This is a genomic window from Nostoc sp. LPT (assembly GCF_017115165.1).
Lineage (GTDB): Bacteria > Cyanobacteriota > Cyanobacteriia > Cyanobacteriales > Nostocaceae > Nostoc.
In genome coordinates, this window is the sequence record NZ_JABXKF010000057.1 from 1 (window position 1) to 17,265 (window position 17,265).

Genomic DNA, 17,265 nt, shown 5'->3' on the forward strand with positions numbered 1-17,265 from the left:
AACTTCTCGCTGTGCTTGAGTCTCAAGCTCTTAAATACTAATTAGATAGTCAGGGCTTACAACCTGCTTTTGGAGTCGAATTTTCTATGTCAGACCCCAACATTGGTCGCTTACTCAGCAAACGCTACCAACTCCAAGAGTTAATTGGTACTGGAGCAATGGGTCGGGTTTATCGTGCTAAAGATACATTGTTGGGAGGTGTACCTGTTGCAGTTAAGTTTCTAGCTCTATCAATCCAAAATGAAAAGATGCGATTGCAAGACCGCTTTGAGCGAGAAGCAAAAACCTGTGCTTTACTAGGGCAAAAAAGTATCCATATTGTCCGAGTTATGGACTATGGGGTAGATGACAATAACATCCCCTTCTACGTCATGGAATACTTACAAGGACAAAGCCTGAACAATATTATTCGCAAGCAACGATTGCCTTTAGCAAGATTCCTCAGTATGGCGCGTCAACTTAGCCTGGGGCTACAGTGTGCCCATGATGGCATCCCGGTTGATAGCACTATTTGCCCAATTATCCATCGTGATGTTAAGCCAAGCAATATGCTGGTGATTCAAGATCCCAGTTTTGGAGAATTGGTCAAGGTTCTAGATTTTGGTATTGCTAAGTTATTACAGTCAGATGGCGACCATACAAAATTTTATTTGGGGACATTGGCTTATTCTTCTCCCGAACAGATGGAGGGTAAGGAATTAGACAACCGTGCTGATATTTATAGTTTGGGCGTCATGATGTTTGAGATGCTCACGGGCAAAATGCCACTGGTGGCACCAACTCACTCTTTTGGTGCGTGGTATAAAACACATCACTACCAAAAACCACGTTCTTTTGCTGAGGCTGCGCCTGGATTAGAACTACCAAAAGAAATCGAAAATTTAGTGATGAGTTGTCTAGCTAAAGTAGCACGCGATCGCCCCCAAACTATTGCTGAAATCCTCAAAGTTTTAGCATCTTTAGAAAAGCCTGAGCATACACGCAAAATTCAGCAAGTCGACCATGCCCTAGTTCCTACGACTACAGCTAGCACTGAGCTCGAACAAAAGACCAAAGCCGATTTGCGGGTATCCTGGTCAAACGATGAAATCGCTCGTGCTATTTCCTGGCCCCAAAAGAAACCAATTGCCGATATTGTGTTTCCCCAGCCCATTCATACCAATGGGGAAGTTTTACCCGCGTTGTGGGTGATGCTACCGCAAGAGGAAATTCAAAAACGCTTACTCTGTACCCGCTATAACCAATTTCTGTTCATCTCTATCCCCCATCCGATGCTGTTATGGATTACTGTCATTTACAACCGCAAGCATGGTGCTAAATGGTTGCCTTATTACCTCGATCTCAAAACCAGCCTTGGTCAAGAAATTGCCCGGTTACTAAAGCACACAGGTTATTACCGCTTGTTATTCTTTGCACGAGAAGCACCAAATCCCTGTACCCACATCTTACTTTCCAGCATCGCTTCTGCCCAGCGCCAACGACTGCAAGAGTGGGTCACAATGAGCAATACGTTGATGTCCTCTGCCGACCCGCAAATCAGTAAAAGTTTACTCAAAAACGAGTACGAAAAGATTAAGCCTCAAATTCTAACAAAACTGGAAAGTATTGATACAGATTCTCCATACGATCTTTCCAGCTAGGCATAATTGTTAATGTTACGTGTTTTATATGAAAATAAAAGGTGGTCACTCAAACAATGTAACGTTTTATAAACAAAATATATATAAAGATGTAAGTTCTAGTTATATGTATAAAGAGTGAAATTACTAGCTGCTAAAGCAGTGGAATCCAAATTCTCTCTGAATCTTCCTGTGCAAATATTTCAGTAGATTGTAAATTTATGCAGGTAAGATTCTCAGACGAGACGAAACAAAAAGAGGTTTGGCTAAAGCAAACAACAGATTTAGCCTGCAAAGCTAGCTAAAGTTAAGTCTAGACTCCAGCAAATATGCTGTAGACAATGTTTACTCATTCTTAGTTAATTTCGGGAATTTAACTTTTGTACCACTCTTGTGGAATTACTTATCGAAGTTGACGCCCCGACATCCCCAGCTCTTTTCCTCCTTGGAACCAAGCAAGAGAAGGAGGTCGCCCACTGCGACATTAGAACGACTCTATGCCATAGTGGAACCGGAATCTAAGCCCCACTGGTGTTTAAGAAGCTCTTGATAAGTTGCCTCGCGCACGACCATTTGCTCATAGAGCTTGACTAAAAAATCTTTAGCTTGATCGTGGCTCATATCCTGCACCTGAGTAGCAAATGAGCAGATACTGAATTGCTGTTCCAAGGATAGTTTCATTGGTTGATTCATAATAAATTACTCCGAAAAAACAACGCGTAAAGGTGATATCACTCACAGAAGTCCAAATAGGATAATATTTGGACTCATATCTGTCCAACATTTGTTCCTCCGTATTACGAAAGATAACAATTGTTTGACAGATTGCCCACATCCAAAATGTGGACTTTTTCTGCTCTGATATCTTGCACCTAATCCTACTGATATACCACCCAAGTCAGCTGAACCATATTCCGGAAAATAAGCTCTATTTAGTCTCAGATAGGTATAACTACCTCCCTAATTCTTTTCTGCTTTGCACAAATCTCCTTTAAAGAGAATATCTGGTGCTATGCAAAACCTGTCTTAGTCTTTGTGTTTAAAAAGCCTAAGATACTGTCTCTCCAAGCGTGGAGGAAACTTCGGAAAGTGGAGATTTTAAGGAGGTTGGGGAATTAATGGTAATAAGCGTGAATTATAGTCGCGTTACCTTATTACGTGCAAGATGTCAATTTACCAATTTATACAAATTTAGCCTCTTGAGGTAATTTTAGAGGCTAAAAATATTTGTATCAAATTGTAAAAAGGAAAAATGCTCACGCTGAACAAATTACTGAGTATATTTACCAAATTTGTCCTTTGTCCTTTGTCCTTTGTCATTTGTTTAAAGTTACTAAGCATCGACCAATGACCGATGACCAATGACCAATGACCAATGACCAATGACTAATGACTATTTTCTTCAAGCGAGACGATAACAACTGTGATGTTATCATGTCCTCCATGCTCTTTGGCAGCCTCAACAAGAGAGATGGCGGCTTTATCAAGCCAAGGACTATTTTGAAGGCAGCTAGCAATCTTCTGTTCGACAAGTTCTTCTGTAAGACCATCACTACATAACAGCAAGCGATCGCCAATTTTTACATCTAGTGGTTGCACATCAATTTGATGCAAGTCTTCGCGCCCCAAACAGCGCGATAATACATGGCGAAAAGGATGTAATCGTGCTTCATCTAAGGTGATCTCACCGATTTTGATTGCTCGTGCTACCCAAGTGTGGTCTTCCGTTACTTGTTCTAGGTGCGACTCTCGCAAGCGATACAGCCGTGAATCGCCAACATGAGCGCACCAAGGCGACTCTGGAGAGCGAAAAATTACTGCTACAACCGTTGTCCCCATATCGGCGCGTTCGGGATGATTTTGCTGATCCTGCAAAATCGCTTCGTTGGCTCCCCACAAAGCTTGCTCTAGCAATTCTTGAGAAGACTTAGAAGTTTCCCAATTTGCTACCAAATACGCCTGAATTTCTCCAGTGGCAATGCGACTTGCCTCCTCACCTCCGGCATGACCACCCATACCATCGGCGACAACGAAAAATCGTCCTTTTGGGTCTATATAGTAAGCATCCTGATTATTAGAACGAATAAGTCCCGGATCGCTAAAACCCGTGAAATTAAGTTTCATAATTTTTTTGCAACAATTAATACATACGATCGTAACGGTCGAGGCGTAAAAGTAATCGGATCAGGATCGCCGAAAGCGCCGCTGCAATTAAACCAGGCAGCAGTGCCAACCATACATAATCCTTAACCACTAAAATAGTAGCTGAAAGTGTGAAACCGCTGATTAACAGAGCATAGCTTATTGAGAGCTGAATACTGCTCTGTCGCCGCAGCAGGCGTTCGGTTTCTATAGACCGAACGCGCAAGCGCATATCTCCTTGCTCTAGCTTCTCCAGTGTATCCTCTAATCTACGTGGTAGACCAAAGGCGGTACTACTTACCTGAGCTGCTTGACGACTTAATTCGTTCAGAAAGCTATTCCCCTCAGAACCATTCATATCGGTCATAAGTTGCATTGCATACGGTTTGGCAACTTCCATAAAGTTAAACTCTGGATCTAAGCCTTTGCCTACCCCTTCTAGGGTAGAAAAGGCTCGCATCACGAAAGTGAAAGTTGCTGGAAATCTAAATGGCTGATTATAAGCTATTTCGTAAAGGTCGTCACTGATTGCCGCGACTGATTGATTTTCAAAGGGCTTATCCATAAAATGATCCAGCATATACTGGACGGAACGCCGTACTGGGCCCATATCATCGGTTGGGGCGATCGCGCCTAAATCGATTAGAGATTGCACAACGCGATCGCCATTTTTTTGGGCAATACCAAACAGTGTTTCCATCAATCCTTCGCGGATGTTGGACTTAATCCGCCCCATCATGCCGAAATCGTAGAATATTAAAGCACCATTTGCACTAACAGCAATATTGCCTGGGTGAGGATCGGCGTGGAAAAAGCCACTATTGAGTAATTGTAGTAAGTAGGCTTGAGCGCCTTGACGAGCGATCGCCTTTCGATCTAAACCTGCTGCTTCTAAAGCTTCGTATTGACTAATTTTAATTCCAGGGAGATATTCTAAAGTTAGCACTCTGGAAGTAGCATAACGCCAGTATATTCTGGGGACGTTCACCCAATCGTAGCCGCGAAAGTTCCGGCGAAAAGTATCGGCGTTACGACCTTCGTTAAGATAATCAATTTCTTCCCAAAGAATGCGACAACATTCTTCGTAAATACCCAACCAATCTCGTCCCCGCCCCCATTTAGGATGGTTTTGAAAGTAGCGGGTAATTCCTTTGAGAATCTGTAAATCTATTTCAAATAATTTCTTTAGTCCAGGACGTTGCACCTTGACAACAACCGATTCCCCAGTATGTAGCACAGCTTTGTGTACTTGCCCCAAACTAGCAGCAGCTAAGGGAATAGGTTCAAAATTATCGAAGAGTTCAGGAATTTTCTTGCCTAGTTCTTTCTCAACGATCGCTTCTACTTGCTCATAACTAAATGCGGGTACTTTGTCTTGTAACTTGGCTAGTTCTTCTACATATTCACCAGGGAATATATCAGCACGGGTAGAAAACAGTTGCCCAACTTTGATGAAGGTTGGTCCTAAATCCAGTAGAGTATTGCGAATCCAAACCGCTTGGGTTTTGCGTCTTGCAGCTTGCTTTACATCAGTCACACCTCCCGGATAACTCCAAGATTTGTTGTATAGCCAAAGTTTGAACAGTAAGGTCAAGACAAAAGACCAAATGTCCACAAAACGCCGTTTGCTAGAGTATTTTTCCCGATTCCAACGGTATGCTTTCTCTGAATAACCTTGTTCCATATACTTTGTGTACCGTTGGTTTGCGACCGAATCACTTGGAAGAAAAGACACTCTGATTCCTAAACTGTTTTTTTCTTAAATGTCCTTTGTCATTTGTCTTTTGTCATTTGTACATAATTTTTGACCAATGACTAATGACTAAAATTTATGCAGAAGCTCTACGATAATGTTGCAATTCTGTTCGTAACAGGGCAATTTCGGCTCGTAATTCATCAATATCTGCTTGCAAGTCACCGGAATCAGAACTGGCTTGTCCAGTACCTGTGGTAGGTTGACTGGCATTAGCTGCTTCTGTTGCCCGATTTGCCCGCTCTAGGACTTCTTCTGTAAACTGGCGCAACTGCTCTCTAGCTTCTGCGTCAAATTTGCCCAGATCGCTCAAAGCATCGGTCAAGGCGACTTCTAAACGCTCATTAACTACTTCAGCTACTGCTCTGCCTACGAAAAAGGCTTGCACAATGGGGTTACTCATAAATTTTTGTTACGTTGATCCGCAAGAGAATTATAACTTGCCTGTATGCTTTACGGCTTCTGTTGTTGAGCTAGAAATTTACATAAGGCGATCACTTTATTTATGATATTCCTAGCAACTCTCGATAATATTGCTCTGGTGTACTCGGTAAATAAGTTGTCATTTGCAAAGTTTGTTCCCTCAACTTGAAACCTTGGGTAATGTTTATCCGGCTGAGAAAATCGATATCGTGGGAAATTACCCAAAGCGCTCCTTGGTAATCATTGATACCTACTACCATTTGTTCAACAGTTTCAATATCCAGGTTATTAGTTGGCTCATCGAGAATCAGTAGATCGATTTCTGAGATACTAATCATAGTGATCGCTAATCTTGCCAATTCACCTCCACTCAGCACAGAGGCGTTTTTGTGAACGTCATCATATTTAAACAGAAAGTGTCCTAGTTGTTGACGCAAAAGCTGATAGCTGAGATGAGGATTGGCAGCTTGCATATTTTCCAGAATTGTGTATCGACGATTTACCAATTCATAGGTTTGATCGAGATATACAGCTTTCATGGCTGGTGCAAGCAAAACTTCACCTGATTCTAAAATCGCAGCTTGGTTTTCCCTTCCCAAAATTGCCTTTACCAAACTCGATTTACCAGAACCGTTTGCGCCGATAATGGCTATGCGATCGCCAGATGATATATGCAGTTGAATATTTTGAATCAATAGACGCTCTGATATCCTAAGATTCGCACCCTGGATATTAATTAGATTTCGGCGCTTTTGATTTTTTTCTTCTAGCTGAATACTTGTTACTTTGGCAGTTTTGACCTTTGTCTGTGCAACCTTTTGATTAGCCTTTGCTACTGCTGCTTCATGTTTGTTTTTCGCAGTTCCGGTAGACACCTCAGCTTTGGTTTTAATCAGTCCTGCTGCCATTCTATCAATACTACCATTCAGAAACTTGGCGCGACCGTTGCGACTAGATTGGGCTGCGCGTTGCTGTTCTTGCATCGCTGTGGCTTGGGTACGTTTGAGTTCCTTTCTGGCGGCTTCGTGCGATCGCAATGCTACTTCTAACTCTATTTCTTTCTGTTCTCGATAGTACGAGAAATTACCGCCATATATTTTCAAGCCAACAGGTATAAGTTCCCAGGTAACTTCTGTTACTTGGTCTAAGAAAAAAGGCTTATGAGAGACAATTACATACGCACCTGTGAAATTCAAAAGAAAGTGTCTTAAGCTTTCTAATGCTTGCAAATCCATGTGATTAGTTGGCTCATCAAGTAATAACAAGGTTGGCTCTTGAGCTAAACCGATCGCCAAAAACAGTTTAGTAAGTTCTCCACCACTCAAGTTAGCAATTGGTAAAGATAAGTCAACTTTTGTGTGAAATTGTGTTTGCAAAATATCCTCAATCTTCCACCATTCATCAGAGATAGAAATCAAAAAATTAAGTACTGTATCTGCTGTAATTTCTTGCCTGATAGTGCTAATTTGTGGCAAATAGTAGACAATACCATTACACCAAACTGAACCTGTATATCGGTTAATTTGACCTGCAAGTATCTTGAAAAGGGTTGATTTTCCTACTCCGTTGCAACCTACTAAAGCGATGCGATCACCTACTTCAATACTTACCTGAACTCCTTGAAACAAAGTGCTATCCACGCTGAGTTCGTAAGCTAAATTCTCAGCTAACAATATTGATTTTTTCGGCATTCTTCTCAAACCTCAATTCGCAAACTTCCACCCGCGTGTTTCCCAAATTTACGAGTAGATTAGACACAAAAAAACTCAGCCTCAGACATTAGTCAAACGGTTCTATGTAGATAGGAGTGATGACAATATTTTTAGTACATGACTATGTGAAGTAACCCTGTCAAACTAGTTGCGTTTATTCTTTGTTGACATTTGTTGCTTTAGTGCAACAGGTGTTTGGTACTACTTCATTTGTGCTATCTCATTGGAATTGTGATGAGGTTTGATATTGACTACAGTGTAGCACTAAGGTATTTCGGAAAGCGAGGATGCGATCGCATTGTTTCCCAAGCGTTAATGTAGAGCGGTAAGCGATAGCTATGCCGTTAAGCTTATCACTTGAACAAAAAAATTACTATATATAATAACTAACTATGAATATAGGTCAATCTATGTCTACCAAACATATTGCAGAGTATTTCAACTTTCTCTCTTCTGAAGATATTAGACTCAAAGACTCAAGAATTGGAATTGAAACAATTCTTTATGAATACATTGATTGTGGACGTTCTTCAGAAGAAATTGCCCAAATCTATCAAACAATATCTTTAGAGCAAGTATATGCAACAATTCTTTATTATCTCCAAAACAAAGAAACTGTCAGTGCTTACATGAAAAACTGGATAGAACATGGTCATAGAATGCGAGAACAACAGCGGCTTAATCCCCCGCCAGTGTCAGAAAAACTGCGCCAACTCCGAATTGAAAGACAAGCTAAACAGCAAGCATGACACTGCAATATCTGATTGATGAAAATATTAATCCTGTATATCCAAATCAAATTAGACTACGAGAAGCTGATATTGCAATCAAAATGATAGGAGAATAGGAACTCCACTAAAAAGTATACTTGATCTAGAAATCCTGTGTTGGTATGAGGATAAGAATTTTATCTTAGTGACAAATAACCGAACTTATATGCCAGTACATTTAGCTGACCATATCGCTGTTAATCGTCACTTACCAGGAATTTTCATCCTCAATCCAAATTTAAGTATTGGTGAAAATATAGAAGAACTTATAATAATTGCTTTGGCATCAGAAGACGATGAATATCAAGACAGAATAGTTTATTTACCATTACCCTAATAATAGGCGATTACCTACAGTACGCTAGGCCTCGCTAACCATAACACTGCTAAAATCAATCCATAACTACTTGGTGCCGTATCCATTCTATGACTATTGCTCAAGAATTAGATTCTCAAGAAGGCATCTGTCAAGATGTTATATTCCCTCCTGGTGATTTATATAGCGATGAACCTCCCTTGGAAAGCGAACTTCATCTAGAGCAAATCATGCTCTTACTCAAATGCCTAAAATGGCTATGGCGAGATAGAAATGATTTCTATGCAGCTGGAAATCTGACTATTTACTACAGTCCACGCCAACGCAAATCAGAACACTTCCGAGGACCAGATTTTTTTGTTGTGCTGGGATGTGAACGTAAAACCCGTAAAAGCTGGGTAGTTTGGGAAGAAGATGGCAAATATCCGAATGTAATTCTAGAAATTTTGTCTGACTCAACAGCGAATACTGACAAAGATTTAAAGAAAACAATTTATCAAGATACCTTCCGCACACCCGATTATTTTTGGTTTGACCCTTACACACAAGAATTTGCGGGATTTCATTTAGTAGATGGAGAATATCAACCTCTACAAGCAAGTGAACAAGGATATTTGTGGAGTCATCAACTAGATTTATATTTGGGAGTTTATGAAGGTTTATTGCGGTTTTTTACACGAGAAGGGCAACTAATACCAACACCGGAAGAAACGGCAGAACAGGTACAGCAAAAAGCTGAACAAGCCGAACAAAAAGCTGAACAAGCTGAACAAAAAGCTGAACAAGCCGAACAAAAAGCTGAACGTTTAGCAGCAAAACTGCGGGAGTTAAATATCAATCCAGATACAATTTAGACCAGAGCTATTTTATTTAGGATAGTGTTCTGCTAAAAACTCCTCAGCTTCAGTCTTATCTTTAATTACTCCATCCAAGGTAGCAGCAAGCATATCATCTAATATTTGTCGATATTGAGGTCCTGGTTTGTAACCTAGTTTTTTTAAATCATTGCCATTCAATAGTGGCTGCACATTAGCCCAAACAGTTAAATATTCCCAAATCTGATGTCTAAGCGATGGCGGACTTTGCACAGCGATTAAAATCAGCATTGGTAAATCGTACTGTCGCAACAACTGCATTACTTGACTAGGACTTTGACACTTAGGTAAAGATTCCATTACCTCAGTTTGAGCGGAAGCCAAGTTTTGCAAGCGTTTAACACCATCTTCTTGCAGTTGTAAGTTCTTTGCTACTTTTGCCCGATATTGTGGTGCTAGATGGGCGATTAACGCTTCTAAACGCATTTCCCAATGAATGAGGGTTGGTTGCGGGTCAAATCGCCGCAAACAGCGTTCTAGCAAACGTAATTGTCGCAAGAGTTCTGCGTTTAGCTTCAGGGTAGGATGGATGCATTGCAATGCCTCTAAGTTATCGAGTAACTGTAAAGCTGATTTCCAGTAGGGGGCTTCTAGGATGTGTTTTAATTCTGTTTTCAGTCGAGTTTGCAGGGCTGGAGTTCTGCTATTCTCTTGAGCAGTGCGATCGTAAACACCACTGTTGATGGCATAACGGATAAACTCTTCAGTTTGCGATTCTATCTGAAATCCGAAGCGCACCGCAAAGCGCACGCCACGAAAAATCCGGGTGGGGTCTTCGATAAAGCTATTGGCGTGTAAAACCCGAATTTGTTTAGCTTGTAAATCCAGTAATCCACTAAAAAAATCGAGTAATTCACCAGTACGAGGGGAAGTCAGGCGCAAGGCGAGGGCGTTGATGGTAAAATCTCGGCGATACAAATCTTGACGAATGGAACTCGCCTCAACTTCTGGATTTGCGGCTGGATAAGGATAGAATTCTGTTCTAGCAGTGGCAATATCTACCCAGAGAGAATCTAATTCTGGGTCTTTGTGCCACAACAAAGCCGCAGTTTGAAAAGCTCCGTGGATTTCTAAGCGAGCCATAGGGTAAAGTTGTTGGAGTGCCTTTGCTAATTCCACACCAGCACCGACATCTGCTGATTTATGAAAGCCATCAACCACAAGATCGATATCTTTAATCATCAAAGTGCCCGCTACTGCTTTTGTTAATAGCAAATCCCGCACCGCACCGCCTACTAGATAAAGATGCCAACCCCGTTTTTCTGCCTCTTGCGATGCTGTAGTGAGTAATTGCCACAGTTGGGGAGCAAGGCGATTTTGCAATTCAGTGCTGAGAGGAATTTTAAATTTTGTTAGCGCAGCGTTAGCGAGTCTGTGAGCGTCATTTTGAATTTTGAATTTTTGCTCTTTCTCTTGGTCTTTATCCCTTTCTTGATGCAATTCCCGCAAGACATCAGTACGGGTGACAATGCCCATTAACTGCTCATTTTCCAATACTGGTAAGCGTCCGATATCATAAGTCACCATCAGTGACTCAATTTGTGGTAATGTCGTATCTTGTGTAATCGTTTTGAGATTCTTGGTCATGTAGCCCTTGACTGGTGCATGACTAAATCCGTGGTGTAAGGCGATATCAATATCCCGCCGCGAAATAATACCTACTAGTTGCCCTTGAGTATCGACTACGAATAAACCAGAGTGTCCATAGCGTAATAAAATGCGCTGGGCTTCGGCAATTGTGGTTTCAGGCAGAATCGTGCGGACAGGAGAAGACATCAAATCCCTAGCAGTGAGGGGATGGGGAATTTGTGCTTTTATCCCGTCAAGGAGTTGTTTTAATATTGCCTGCGAATCAACTCCCCTTAGATTTAGCGATGCGGCTTGCGAATGACCGCCGCCACCCAAGAGTTGGAATAATAGGTTAAGATTCGTTTTGGAAATTTGCGATCGCCCAATTACAGTTAAGCGTGAATCCTCTTCACCTAAAGGATACTCGTTAGCCAACAGTAGGGCATCAATTTCGGTTAATTCCACAAGTTCCGAAGCTAGGCTCGATAGCCCTGGCACAAAAGCCTCAGTTTTCAAAGTTACCCAAGCAACCGTATATCCATGTAGACAGATATCTTCTAAACTTTCCAGTGCCTCAGTTAATAGCTGCTGCAATTGCGGAGATAATCCGGGGTCACGGTAGGTGGAAATTACTGATAAACTAGCCCCTTGTTGCATCAACCAAGCCAAAGCTAAGGCATCCCGTGGTGTGGACTGGTCATATGTCAAAGAGCCAGTGTCAACGTGGATACCCAAAGCCATCACAGTTGCTTCGGCAGGAGTCAAGGAAATTTCCTGTTGTTGCAATTGCTCAACGATTAAAGTTGTGGCGGCTCCTACTGAGTCAATATGCGATCGCGTCGCGGGAATATCTGATTCTTGTCCTAAGTGATGGTCATAAACTATAATCTCTTTTAAACTAGGTAAATCTAACCACTGGGCAGCTTTACCCAAGCGATCGCGCTGTTGTGTATCCACCACAGTCAAAGAGCGAATTTTTTCTGGATTCACCGAACGGCGTTCAATCAGAGGATATTCATCCCGATGCAATGCTAAAAAATCCCGTACCGTAGGATGAGAGCCGCCAGTTAGCACAATCTTGCTTCCCGATAGTAGGCGTGTTAACCCTACTGCTGCTCCTAATGCGTCAAAATCTGCTGTTGTGTGGCAAAGAATTAAATCCATAGTTTTACAGTCATTAGTCATTAGTCATTGATACTTAGACAAAGAACAAATGACAAAAATGTTGCAATTTCTGCTAGCTTAAAAATAATAAGAAAGTGTCAGTGTCGCCCTTTAGGATATTCTATCCTTAGTATTTCGCTGTATTGGGAGAAGCAAAAATGACCATAATATTCCAATTTGCCTTGATAGGTTTAGTGGTGTTATCTTTTGTCCTCGTTGTTGGAGTTCCGGTTGCTTACGCCACTCCCCAAAATTGGGGTGAATCTAAAAAACTGCTCTGGCTTGGTTCTGGTGTCTGGATTGGTTTGGTGTTTTTAGTTGGTTTGTTAAACTTTTTTGTTGTGTAGGCGACGGCTTCGCTCTGGCGCAGGCACATAATATAAGAACTAGAGGGGCAGAAAAGCCAAGGTCAAAGGTTAAGGGAAACAAGGGATTTTTTCTTTTTCCTGATAACCTCATCCTGACCACGCTTTCCTGCTCCTCTACATTTAAATAAGAATATGTATATTGGCCAAAAGTATAGTTGATAAAGAGGCAGTCATGGTAGTTTTCGAGGGAACTTTTACCCAAACGGAGCCTTTGCGGTTTGCAGTGGTGATTGGTCGATTCAATGACCTCGTTACCGGAAAGCTGCTAGAGGGATGTCAAGATTGTTTAAAACGTCACGGTGTAGACCCTAATCCCCAAGGTAATCAAGTGGACTATGTTTGGGTTCCGGGAAGTTTTGAAGTACCTTTAGTAGCTCGCCAATTAGCAATTTCCCATCGTTATGATGCTGTAATTTGTCTTGGCGCAGTCATTCGAGGACAAACCCCCCATTTTGATTACGTATCCTCAGAGGTTTCTAAAGGCATTGCCGCCGCTAGCTTTCAAACTGGGGTGCCAGTAATTTTTGGCATTTTGACAGTAGATACTATGCAGCAGGCCCTAGAACGGGCAGGCATAAAAGGTAATCATGGCTGGGATTACGCTCTGAATGCCCTAGAAATGGCTAGCCTGATGCGGCAACTGCGTTCTAACCTGGCAGAGCCATATTCTCGTAATAGCCAGTCTTTACCACCCTCTTTTCAAAGTACCAGTGTCGGCAATTTAACTGTGGAGTCAGAAGAACTCGGCTAATCCGTCATTAGTCATTTGTCCTTTGTCATTTGTTTAAAGTTACTAAGCATCAATTAATGACCAATGACCAATGACCAATGACCAATGACCAAATTAAGGGGTTGACAATGACAAATAAATCTGAGATATTAGTATTTGGGTGATGATCGCGGGTATAGCTCAGTGGTAGAGCGTCACCTTGCCAAGGTGAATGTCGCGCGTTCGAATCGCGTTACCCGCTTCCAACTAAAACCTCTTGAATTTAACAATTCCAAGAGGTTTAGTGTTTTTAGGGTGCGTTGAAGTGTTCGTAGATTAGCTCTGCACTCTTGTAAACTGCTCCAAATATGGACAGATCGGTCAAGATTAGCCACAATCTACATATTTGGATATTTGGACAAAGAGTTACACATTACAATAATAGATGTTTTAGCAATTCCCGCTTTGCAAACGCTTGTGAACTTTAAGGAATAGAGATTGGATCTAATATCGATCTAACCTTGAGAACCGATAGTAATATATATTGGCCTAAAGGGGAATTAGCGGGTTTGTTGATGTGTATTGTTTACGAGCGTAGCCTTCCCAAAGGATTTGCTTTAGGAGTGGTTGCTACCTATGCTTAAAATTGTACCAGGTGTGTCAGCATAATAAATCCCCAAAAACGCAACCACATTACCTTGAAAGCGACAGATGAAAAGAAGGAAGTTTTTAAACAAGATCGCCAGTTACGGGGAAAGACTACAAATAGATAACTCCGTACTAATTTGGCAACTAGTATACTTAAAGTTAGCTGCATCTACTATATTTAATCAGGACAATGTTTGTATCGCTTTTCTATGTATATAAACACAGAAGCCTCTAAGGCATTATATTCTCGCAGTTCATGTAAAACACGCTCAAGTTATTAGAACGCTTGTGCAATCTCAAAAACCCGAAAAAATCGATTTCAATACCGAATACCCCTGTCCCTGTCGTCGCCGGGGTCAGTTAATTCCGATTACGCTGACAGAAGCATTTGGTTGCGATCGCTGTCAGCAAATCTTTGTGGTAGAGGATAATGGTCATGTCCTAGAACAGCTTTCTACCACCTATCCCTACAAACGGGCTTGGCGTTGGATGGGAAATAGTTGGCATGTTGTCCATCCCCGCTTGGGAGAAAGCTATCTGCCTATAGCACTTGGCATTATTTTCGTGCTAGTGATTATATGGCTGCCATTAGCACTGCGATTGGCAAATGGTTCCAGCATTATTGCTTGGGCAATGGTGGCGGTGCTATTGGCTATTCTGCCAGCGCTAATGGTCTGGCTTACCTACAGACGTTAACTCAATGACTGTTGAAGTTTTAGATGACCACCCCGAACCGATTACTAGTGCCCAACGAGCCTATCAAGCTTCCCTAAAGTTGGGACTCACAAAGGGAGCAGACCGCAGTCGTGCAGTATTAGCAATGGCCAAGGCGATTGAGCGCTCATTTGATGACATTCTAGAAGCTAATACCTTGGATTTAGAAGCCAGTCGGGAAATGGCAGTGCCTGAGCTGATATTGGATTGGCTGAAGCTGACTCCCACAAGGCTAGAGATGACAGTAGACATTTTACAACGGTTGGGGGAACTATCAGATCCGTTGCGACGCGTCAGAACTGCTGATTATCAACTGGAAGATTCCCAAAGTTACACCCAATTAATGCCTTTGGGAGTGATTGGATTTATTTATGAGGCGTTTCCCGATTTAGGGGCGATCGCAGCGGGTTTTTGTATCAAAACTGGCAATTGTATAATTCTCAAAGGCAGCACCGAAGCTAGCCATTCCAACACCGCCATCGCTGAGGCACTGCAAAATGCGATCGCAGAAGTTGGACTCACACCAGGTTGTGTAGAACTGATTACAGCCGAACATGGTGCTTCGATTCGGGATTTAGTCACCCAAGACCAGTACATGAATTTAGTGATTCCCTACGGACGTTCTAGCTTAGTGCAGCAGGTAGTCCGACAGTCAACTTGCCCAGTTTTAAAGTCAGCGATGGGTAACTGTTACCTCTACTGGTCGCTGAATAGCAGCTTGGAAATGGTGCGTTGGATGATTCTTAATAGCCATCAAAGTGAACCCGATCAAGTCAACGCCATTGAAAAGGTACTAATTCATCGTCAAGCCTTGCCATCATCTTTAGCCGTTTTATGGAATAGCTTGATAGAAAAAGGCTTTGAAATTAAAGGAGATGCTGAACTAGTACAAGCCTTTCCCCAATTGCAGCTAGTGAAGGAAGGCGAATGGGGAAACCCTTATTTAACGAGGACAGTAGCTTTTAAACTGGTGGATAGCTTAGAGGCTGCGATCGCCTGGATTAATGAATACAGCAGTGGTCATGCCGACTCCATCGTGACTGAATCCTACCAGGAAAGTCGGCAGTTTGCCTTAGGAGTTACTAGTGCCTCTACCTACATCAACACTTCTCCGCGTTTTTCCCGTAACCCTTCGCGGGGAGATTCAGTATTTCTCGGCATGTCTAACCAAAAAGGTCATCGTCGGGGATTTATCAGCCTGGAAACTTTGACCACCGTTAAGCACATTGTTCAGGGAAATGGCAGGTTTTAAATAATTCGTAATTTCTACAGTAGAATTCGGAATTTTGAAGTAAAACTATCTCAAATCACTGTGAATAATTAAATTCCCCACACCTCAACGGTGCTGTCTCCACTCCAAACAAATAGTCTTTGTCCATCTGAGCTAATTGCAAGACGAGTAATTGACGATGAGTGACTTGTGAGACTACAAAGTTCATATCCTGTCGGAATATTCCACACTTTAATGGTTCCATTTTCTCGACTACCACTAAGTAAAAAGCGTTGGTCGTGGCTAACAGTAATTACAGGCATATACCCTGAAAGGCTTAAGGTGCAAATTACTTGTTGTGTTTGCCAATCCCATATTTTATACTTTTGGTAAAAGCCTTGTTCTGGAGTTATTAAAACTTGCGAATTTGAATAGATAAAATTATGACCCAGTTCAAACATAGAAATATAGAAAATTATTTCTCCTATTTGTATATCCCACAATTCAAAAATTTCTCCGTCAACAGCATTTAAAAATGATTGACCATCTGGGCTAAAGGCAATATACCAAAACCAATCTGAGCGCCGATGTGTACTGAAGATTTTTTCTTTTGTTTTTAGATCCCACACTTCAGCATAATCATTACAATTCCAAAGTCCTAAAACGCGATTATTGGGTGCGATCGCGATTTGATCGAATTCCTTCGTTGCTTCTGGCTGAAATGTGCATATTACTCGTTTTGTTTGCATATTCCACACTTGAACTATGTTGTCATAATTACAAGTAACTAAGGTTTGCAACTCTTGATTTATATCTACACAAGCTATCCTGCAAACTTCATCTGTATACCTTTCAATAGTAAAAAGATACTCAAAAAATAAATATGGGTTGTATAGCTGTAATGCCAGTTTAGTTTTTGGCTCTGTACTTTCTTGAAGTAGCCAATAAGCTGCTTCTTGAACATCAACTTCTGAGTTCTGTAAAGCTTGAATAATCAAGTCTAAGCCAGCTTCTCCATACTCAAAAGCATCTAGAAGGGCATCAATTTTTTCTTCAACCTTTCCATGCGTCAGCAATTGCTTAACTCTTTCAATCCCTCCTAAAGCTGCATCGTTAACTGTCATAAATTCTTTACTATTTTGCTGGTGGGTCTAAATGGGCCACAAATTTATCCCAGTTTCAATGCCCAATCCTCTAATTCAATTTTAAACTTAACAAAATCTTAATTTCTGCTTGATCCTAGTTTGCTAAGTTCCTTGTGTTTGGTTGAGCA

15 protein-coding genes and 1 tRNA gene are annotated in these 17,265 nt (G+C 41.5%); 9 read left to right on the forward strand and 7 right to left on the reverse strand.

The features are described from left to right. Nucleotides 1-86 precede the first annotated feature (86 nt). A complete protein-coding gene (locus tag HWQ58_RS13545) occupies nt 87-1,640 on the forward strand; it encodes a serine/threonine-protein kinase (RefSeq protein WP_292862997.1) in 1,554 nt (517 codons plus the stop codon). 474 nt (nt 1,641-2,114) lie between these two features. Here HWQ58_RS13545 and HWQ58_RS13550 read toward each other — a convergent pair whose 3' ends face one another. The 5 genes from HWQ58_RS13550 to abc-f form a co-directional block, all read right to left on the reverse strand. Beyond that, the gene (locus tag HWQ58_RS13550; RefSeq protein WP_292862999.1) at nt 2,115-2,312 is read right to left on the reverse strand and encodes an NblA/ycf18 family protein; all 198 of its coding nucleotides are present in this window, start codon (nt 2,310-2,312) and stop codon (nt 2,115-2,117) included. Nucleotides 2,313-3,005: 693 nt separating this feature from the next. Next, entirely contained in the window at nt 3,006-3,743 is a 738-nt protein-coding gene (locus HWQ58_RS13555) for a Stp1/IreP family PP2C-type Ser/Thr phosphatase (protein WP_292863001.1), read from the reverse strand. Between the two features lie 16 nt (nt 3,744-3,759). Beyond that, nucleotides 3,760-5,445: an AarF/ABC1/UbiB kinase family protein gene (locus HWQ58_RS13560; RefSeq protein WP_292863004.1), complete on the reverse strand. Its 1,686-nt coding sequence runs from the start codon at nt 5,443-5,445 to the stop codon at nt 3,760-3,762. Nucleotides 5,446-5,590: 145 nt separating this feature from the next. Further along, a complete protein-coding gene (locus tag HWQ58_RS13565) occupies nt 5,591-5,917 on the reverse strand; it encodes a DUF6825 family protein (RefSeq protein WP_104908240.1) in 327 nt (108 codons plus the stop codon). Between the two features lie 100 nt (nt 5,918-6,017). Then, complete coding sequence (gene abc-f, locus HWQ58_RS13570; protein ID WP_292863007.1) at nt 6,018-7,628, reverse strand: ribosomal protection-like ABC-F family protein; 1,611 nt, start codon at nt 7,626-7,628, stop codon at nt 6,018-6,020. A 413-nt stretch (nt 7,629-8,041) separates the two neighbouring features. On the opposite strand from abc-f, the gene HWQ58_RS13575 reads away from it, so the two are divergent. From HWQ58_RS13575 to HWQ58_RS13585, 3 genes are all read left to right on the forward strand, one after another. Continuing rightward, a complete protein-coding gene (locus HWQ58_RS13575) occupies nt 8,042-8,398 on the forward strand; it encodes a DUF433 domain-containing protein (protein ID WP_292863009.1) in 357 nt (118 codons plus the stop codon). Nucleotides 8,399-8,585: 187 nt separating this feature from the next. Further along, a complete protein-coding gene (locus HWQ58_RS13580; protein WP_292863012.1) occupies nt 8,586-8,756 on the forward strand; it encodes a hypothetical protein in 171 nt (56 codons plus the stop codon). 89 nt (nt 8,757-8,845) lie between these two features. Continuing rightward, the gene (locus tag HWQ58_RS13585; protein WP_292863015.1) at nt 8,846-9,589 is read left to right on the forward strand and encodes a Uma2 family endonuclease; all 744 of its coding nucleotides are present in this window, start codon (nt 8,846-8,848) and stop codon (nt 9,587-9,589) included. Nucleotides 9,590-9,601: 12 nt separating this feature from the next. Here the strand turns inward: HWQ58_RS13585 and HWQ58_RS13590 are convergent, their stop codons facing one another. Then, complete coding sequence (locus HWQ58_RS13590) at nt 9,602-12,343, reverse strand: CBS domain-containing protein (protein ID WP_292863018.1); 2,742 nt, start codon at nt 12,341-12,343, stop codon at nt 9,602-9,604. 158 nt (nt 12,344-12,501) lie between these two features. Here HWQ58_RS13590 and psbZ point away from each other — a divergent pair, with 158 nt between their 5' ends. The 5 genes from psbZ to HWQ58_RS13615 all read left to right on the forward strand — a co-directional run bounded on the left by psbZ (nt 12,502) and on the right by HWQ58_RS13615 (nt 16,034). Then, nucleotides 12,502-12,690: a photosystem II reaction center protein PsbZ gene (gene psbZ, locus HWQ58_RS13595; protein WP_292863021.1), complete on the forward strand. Its 189-nt coding sequence runs from the start codon at nt 12,502-12,504 to the stop codon at nt 12,688-12,690. 193 nt (nt 12,691-12,883) lie between these two features. Beyond that, nucleotides 12,884-13,462 carry a 6,7-dimethyl-8-ribityllumazine synthase gene (gene ribH, locus HWQ58_RS13600; protein ID WP_292863024.1) on the forward strand — a complete coding sequence of 193 codons (579 nt, stop codon included), beginning with the start codon at nt 12,884-12,886 and terminating at the stop codon, nt 13,460-13,462. Nucleotides 13,463-13,610: 148 nt separating this feature from the next. Next, nucleotides 13,611-13,682: transfer RNA gene (locus HWQ58_RS13605), tRNA-Gly, on the forward strand. Nucleotides 13,683-14,356: 674 nt separating this feature from the next. Further along, the gene (locus HWQ58_RS13610) at nt 14,357-14,764 is read left to right on the forward strand and encodes a hypothetical protein (RefSeq protein ID WP_094348002.1); all 408 of its coding nucleotides are present in this window, start codon (nt 14,357-14,359) and stop codon (nt 14,762-14,764) included. A 4-nt stretch (nt 14,765-14,768) separates the two neighbouring features. Next, nucleotides 14,769-16,034: a glutamate-5-semialdehyde dehydrogenase gene (locus HWQ58_RS13615; RefSeq protein WP_292863026.1), complete on the forward strand. Its 1,266-nt coding sequence runs from the start codon at nt 14,769-14,771 to the stop codon at nt 16,032-16,034. A gap of 68 nt (nt 16,035-16,102) precedes the next feature. Here the strand turns inward: HWQ58_RS13615 and HWQ58_RS13620 are convergent, their stop codons facing one another. Beyond that, complete coding sequence (locus HWQ58_RS13620; protein WP_292863029.1) at nt 16,103-17,116, reverse strand: hypothetical protein; 1,014 nt, start codon at nt 17,114-17,116, stop codon at nt 16,103-16,105. Between the last annotated feature and the right edge of the window lie 149 nt (nt 17,117-17,265).

Bases quoted from the DNA above. Each gene is read 5' to 3' on its own strand.
- HWQ58_RS13545 (WP_292862997.1), top strand. From the start codon at position 87: ATGTCAGACCCCAACATTGGTCGCTTACTCAGCAAACGCTACCAACTC.
- HWQ58_RS13550 (WP_292862999.1), bottom strand. From the start codon at position 2,312: ATGAATCAACCAATGAAACTATCCTTGGAACAGCAATTCAGTATCTGC.
- HWQ58_RS13555 (WP_292863001.1), bottom strand. From the start codon at position 3,743: ATGAAACTTAATTTCACGGGTTTTAGCGATCCGGGACTTATTCGTTCT.
- HWQ58_RS13560 (WP_292863004.1), bottom strand. From the start codon at position 5,445: ATGGAACAAGGTTATTCAGAGAAAGCATACCGTTGGAATCGGGAAAAA.
- HWQ58_RS13565 (WP_104908240.1), bottom strand. From the start codon at position 5,917: ATGAGTAACCCCATTGTGCAAGCCTTTTTCGTAGGCAGAGCAGTAGCT.
- abc-f (WP_292863007.1), bottom strand. From the start codon at position 7,628: ATGCCGAAAAAATCAATATTGTTAGCTGAGAATTTAGCTTACGAACTC.
- HWQ58_RS13575 (WP_292863009.1), top strand. From the start codon at position 8,042: ATGAATATAGGTCAATCTATGTCTACCAAACATATTGCAGAGTATTTC.
- HWQ58_RS13580 (WP_292863012.1), top strand. From the start codon at position 8,586: ATGCCAGTACATTTAGCTGACCATATCGCTGTTAATCGTCACTTACCA.
- HWQ58_RS13585 (WP_292863015.1), top strand. From the start codon at position 8,846: ATGACTATTGCTCAAGAATTAGATTCTCAAGAAGGCATCTGTCAAGAT.
- HWQ58_RS13590 (WP_292863018.1), bottom strand. From the start codon at position 12,343: ATGGATTTAATTCTTTGCCACACAACAGCAGATTTTGACGCATTAGGA.
- psbZ (WP_292863021.1), top strand. From the start codon at position 12,502: ATGACCATAATATTCCAATTTGCCTTGATAGGTTTAGTGGTGTTATCT.
- ribH (WP_292863024.1), top strand. From the start codon at position 12,884: ATGGTAGTTTTCGAGGGAACTTTTACCCAAACGGAGCCTTTGCGGTTT.
- HWQ58_RS13615 (WP_292863026.1), top strand. From the start codon at position 14,769: ATGACTGTTGAAGTTTTAGATGACCACCCCGAACCGATTACTAGTGCC.
- HWQ58_RS13620 (WP_292863029.1), bottom strand. From the start codon at position 17,116: ATGACAGTTAACGATGCAGCTTTAGGAGGGATTGAAAGAGTTAAGCAA.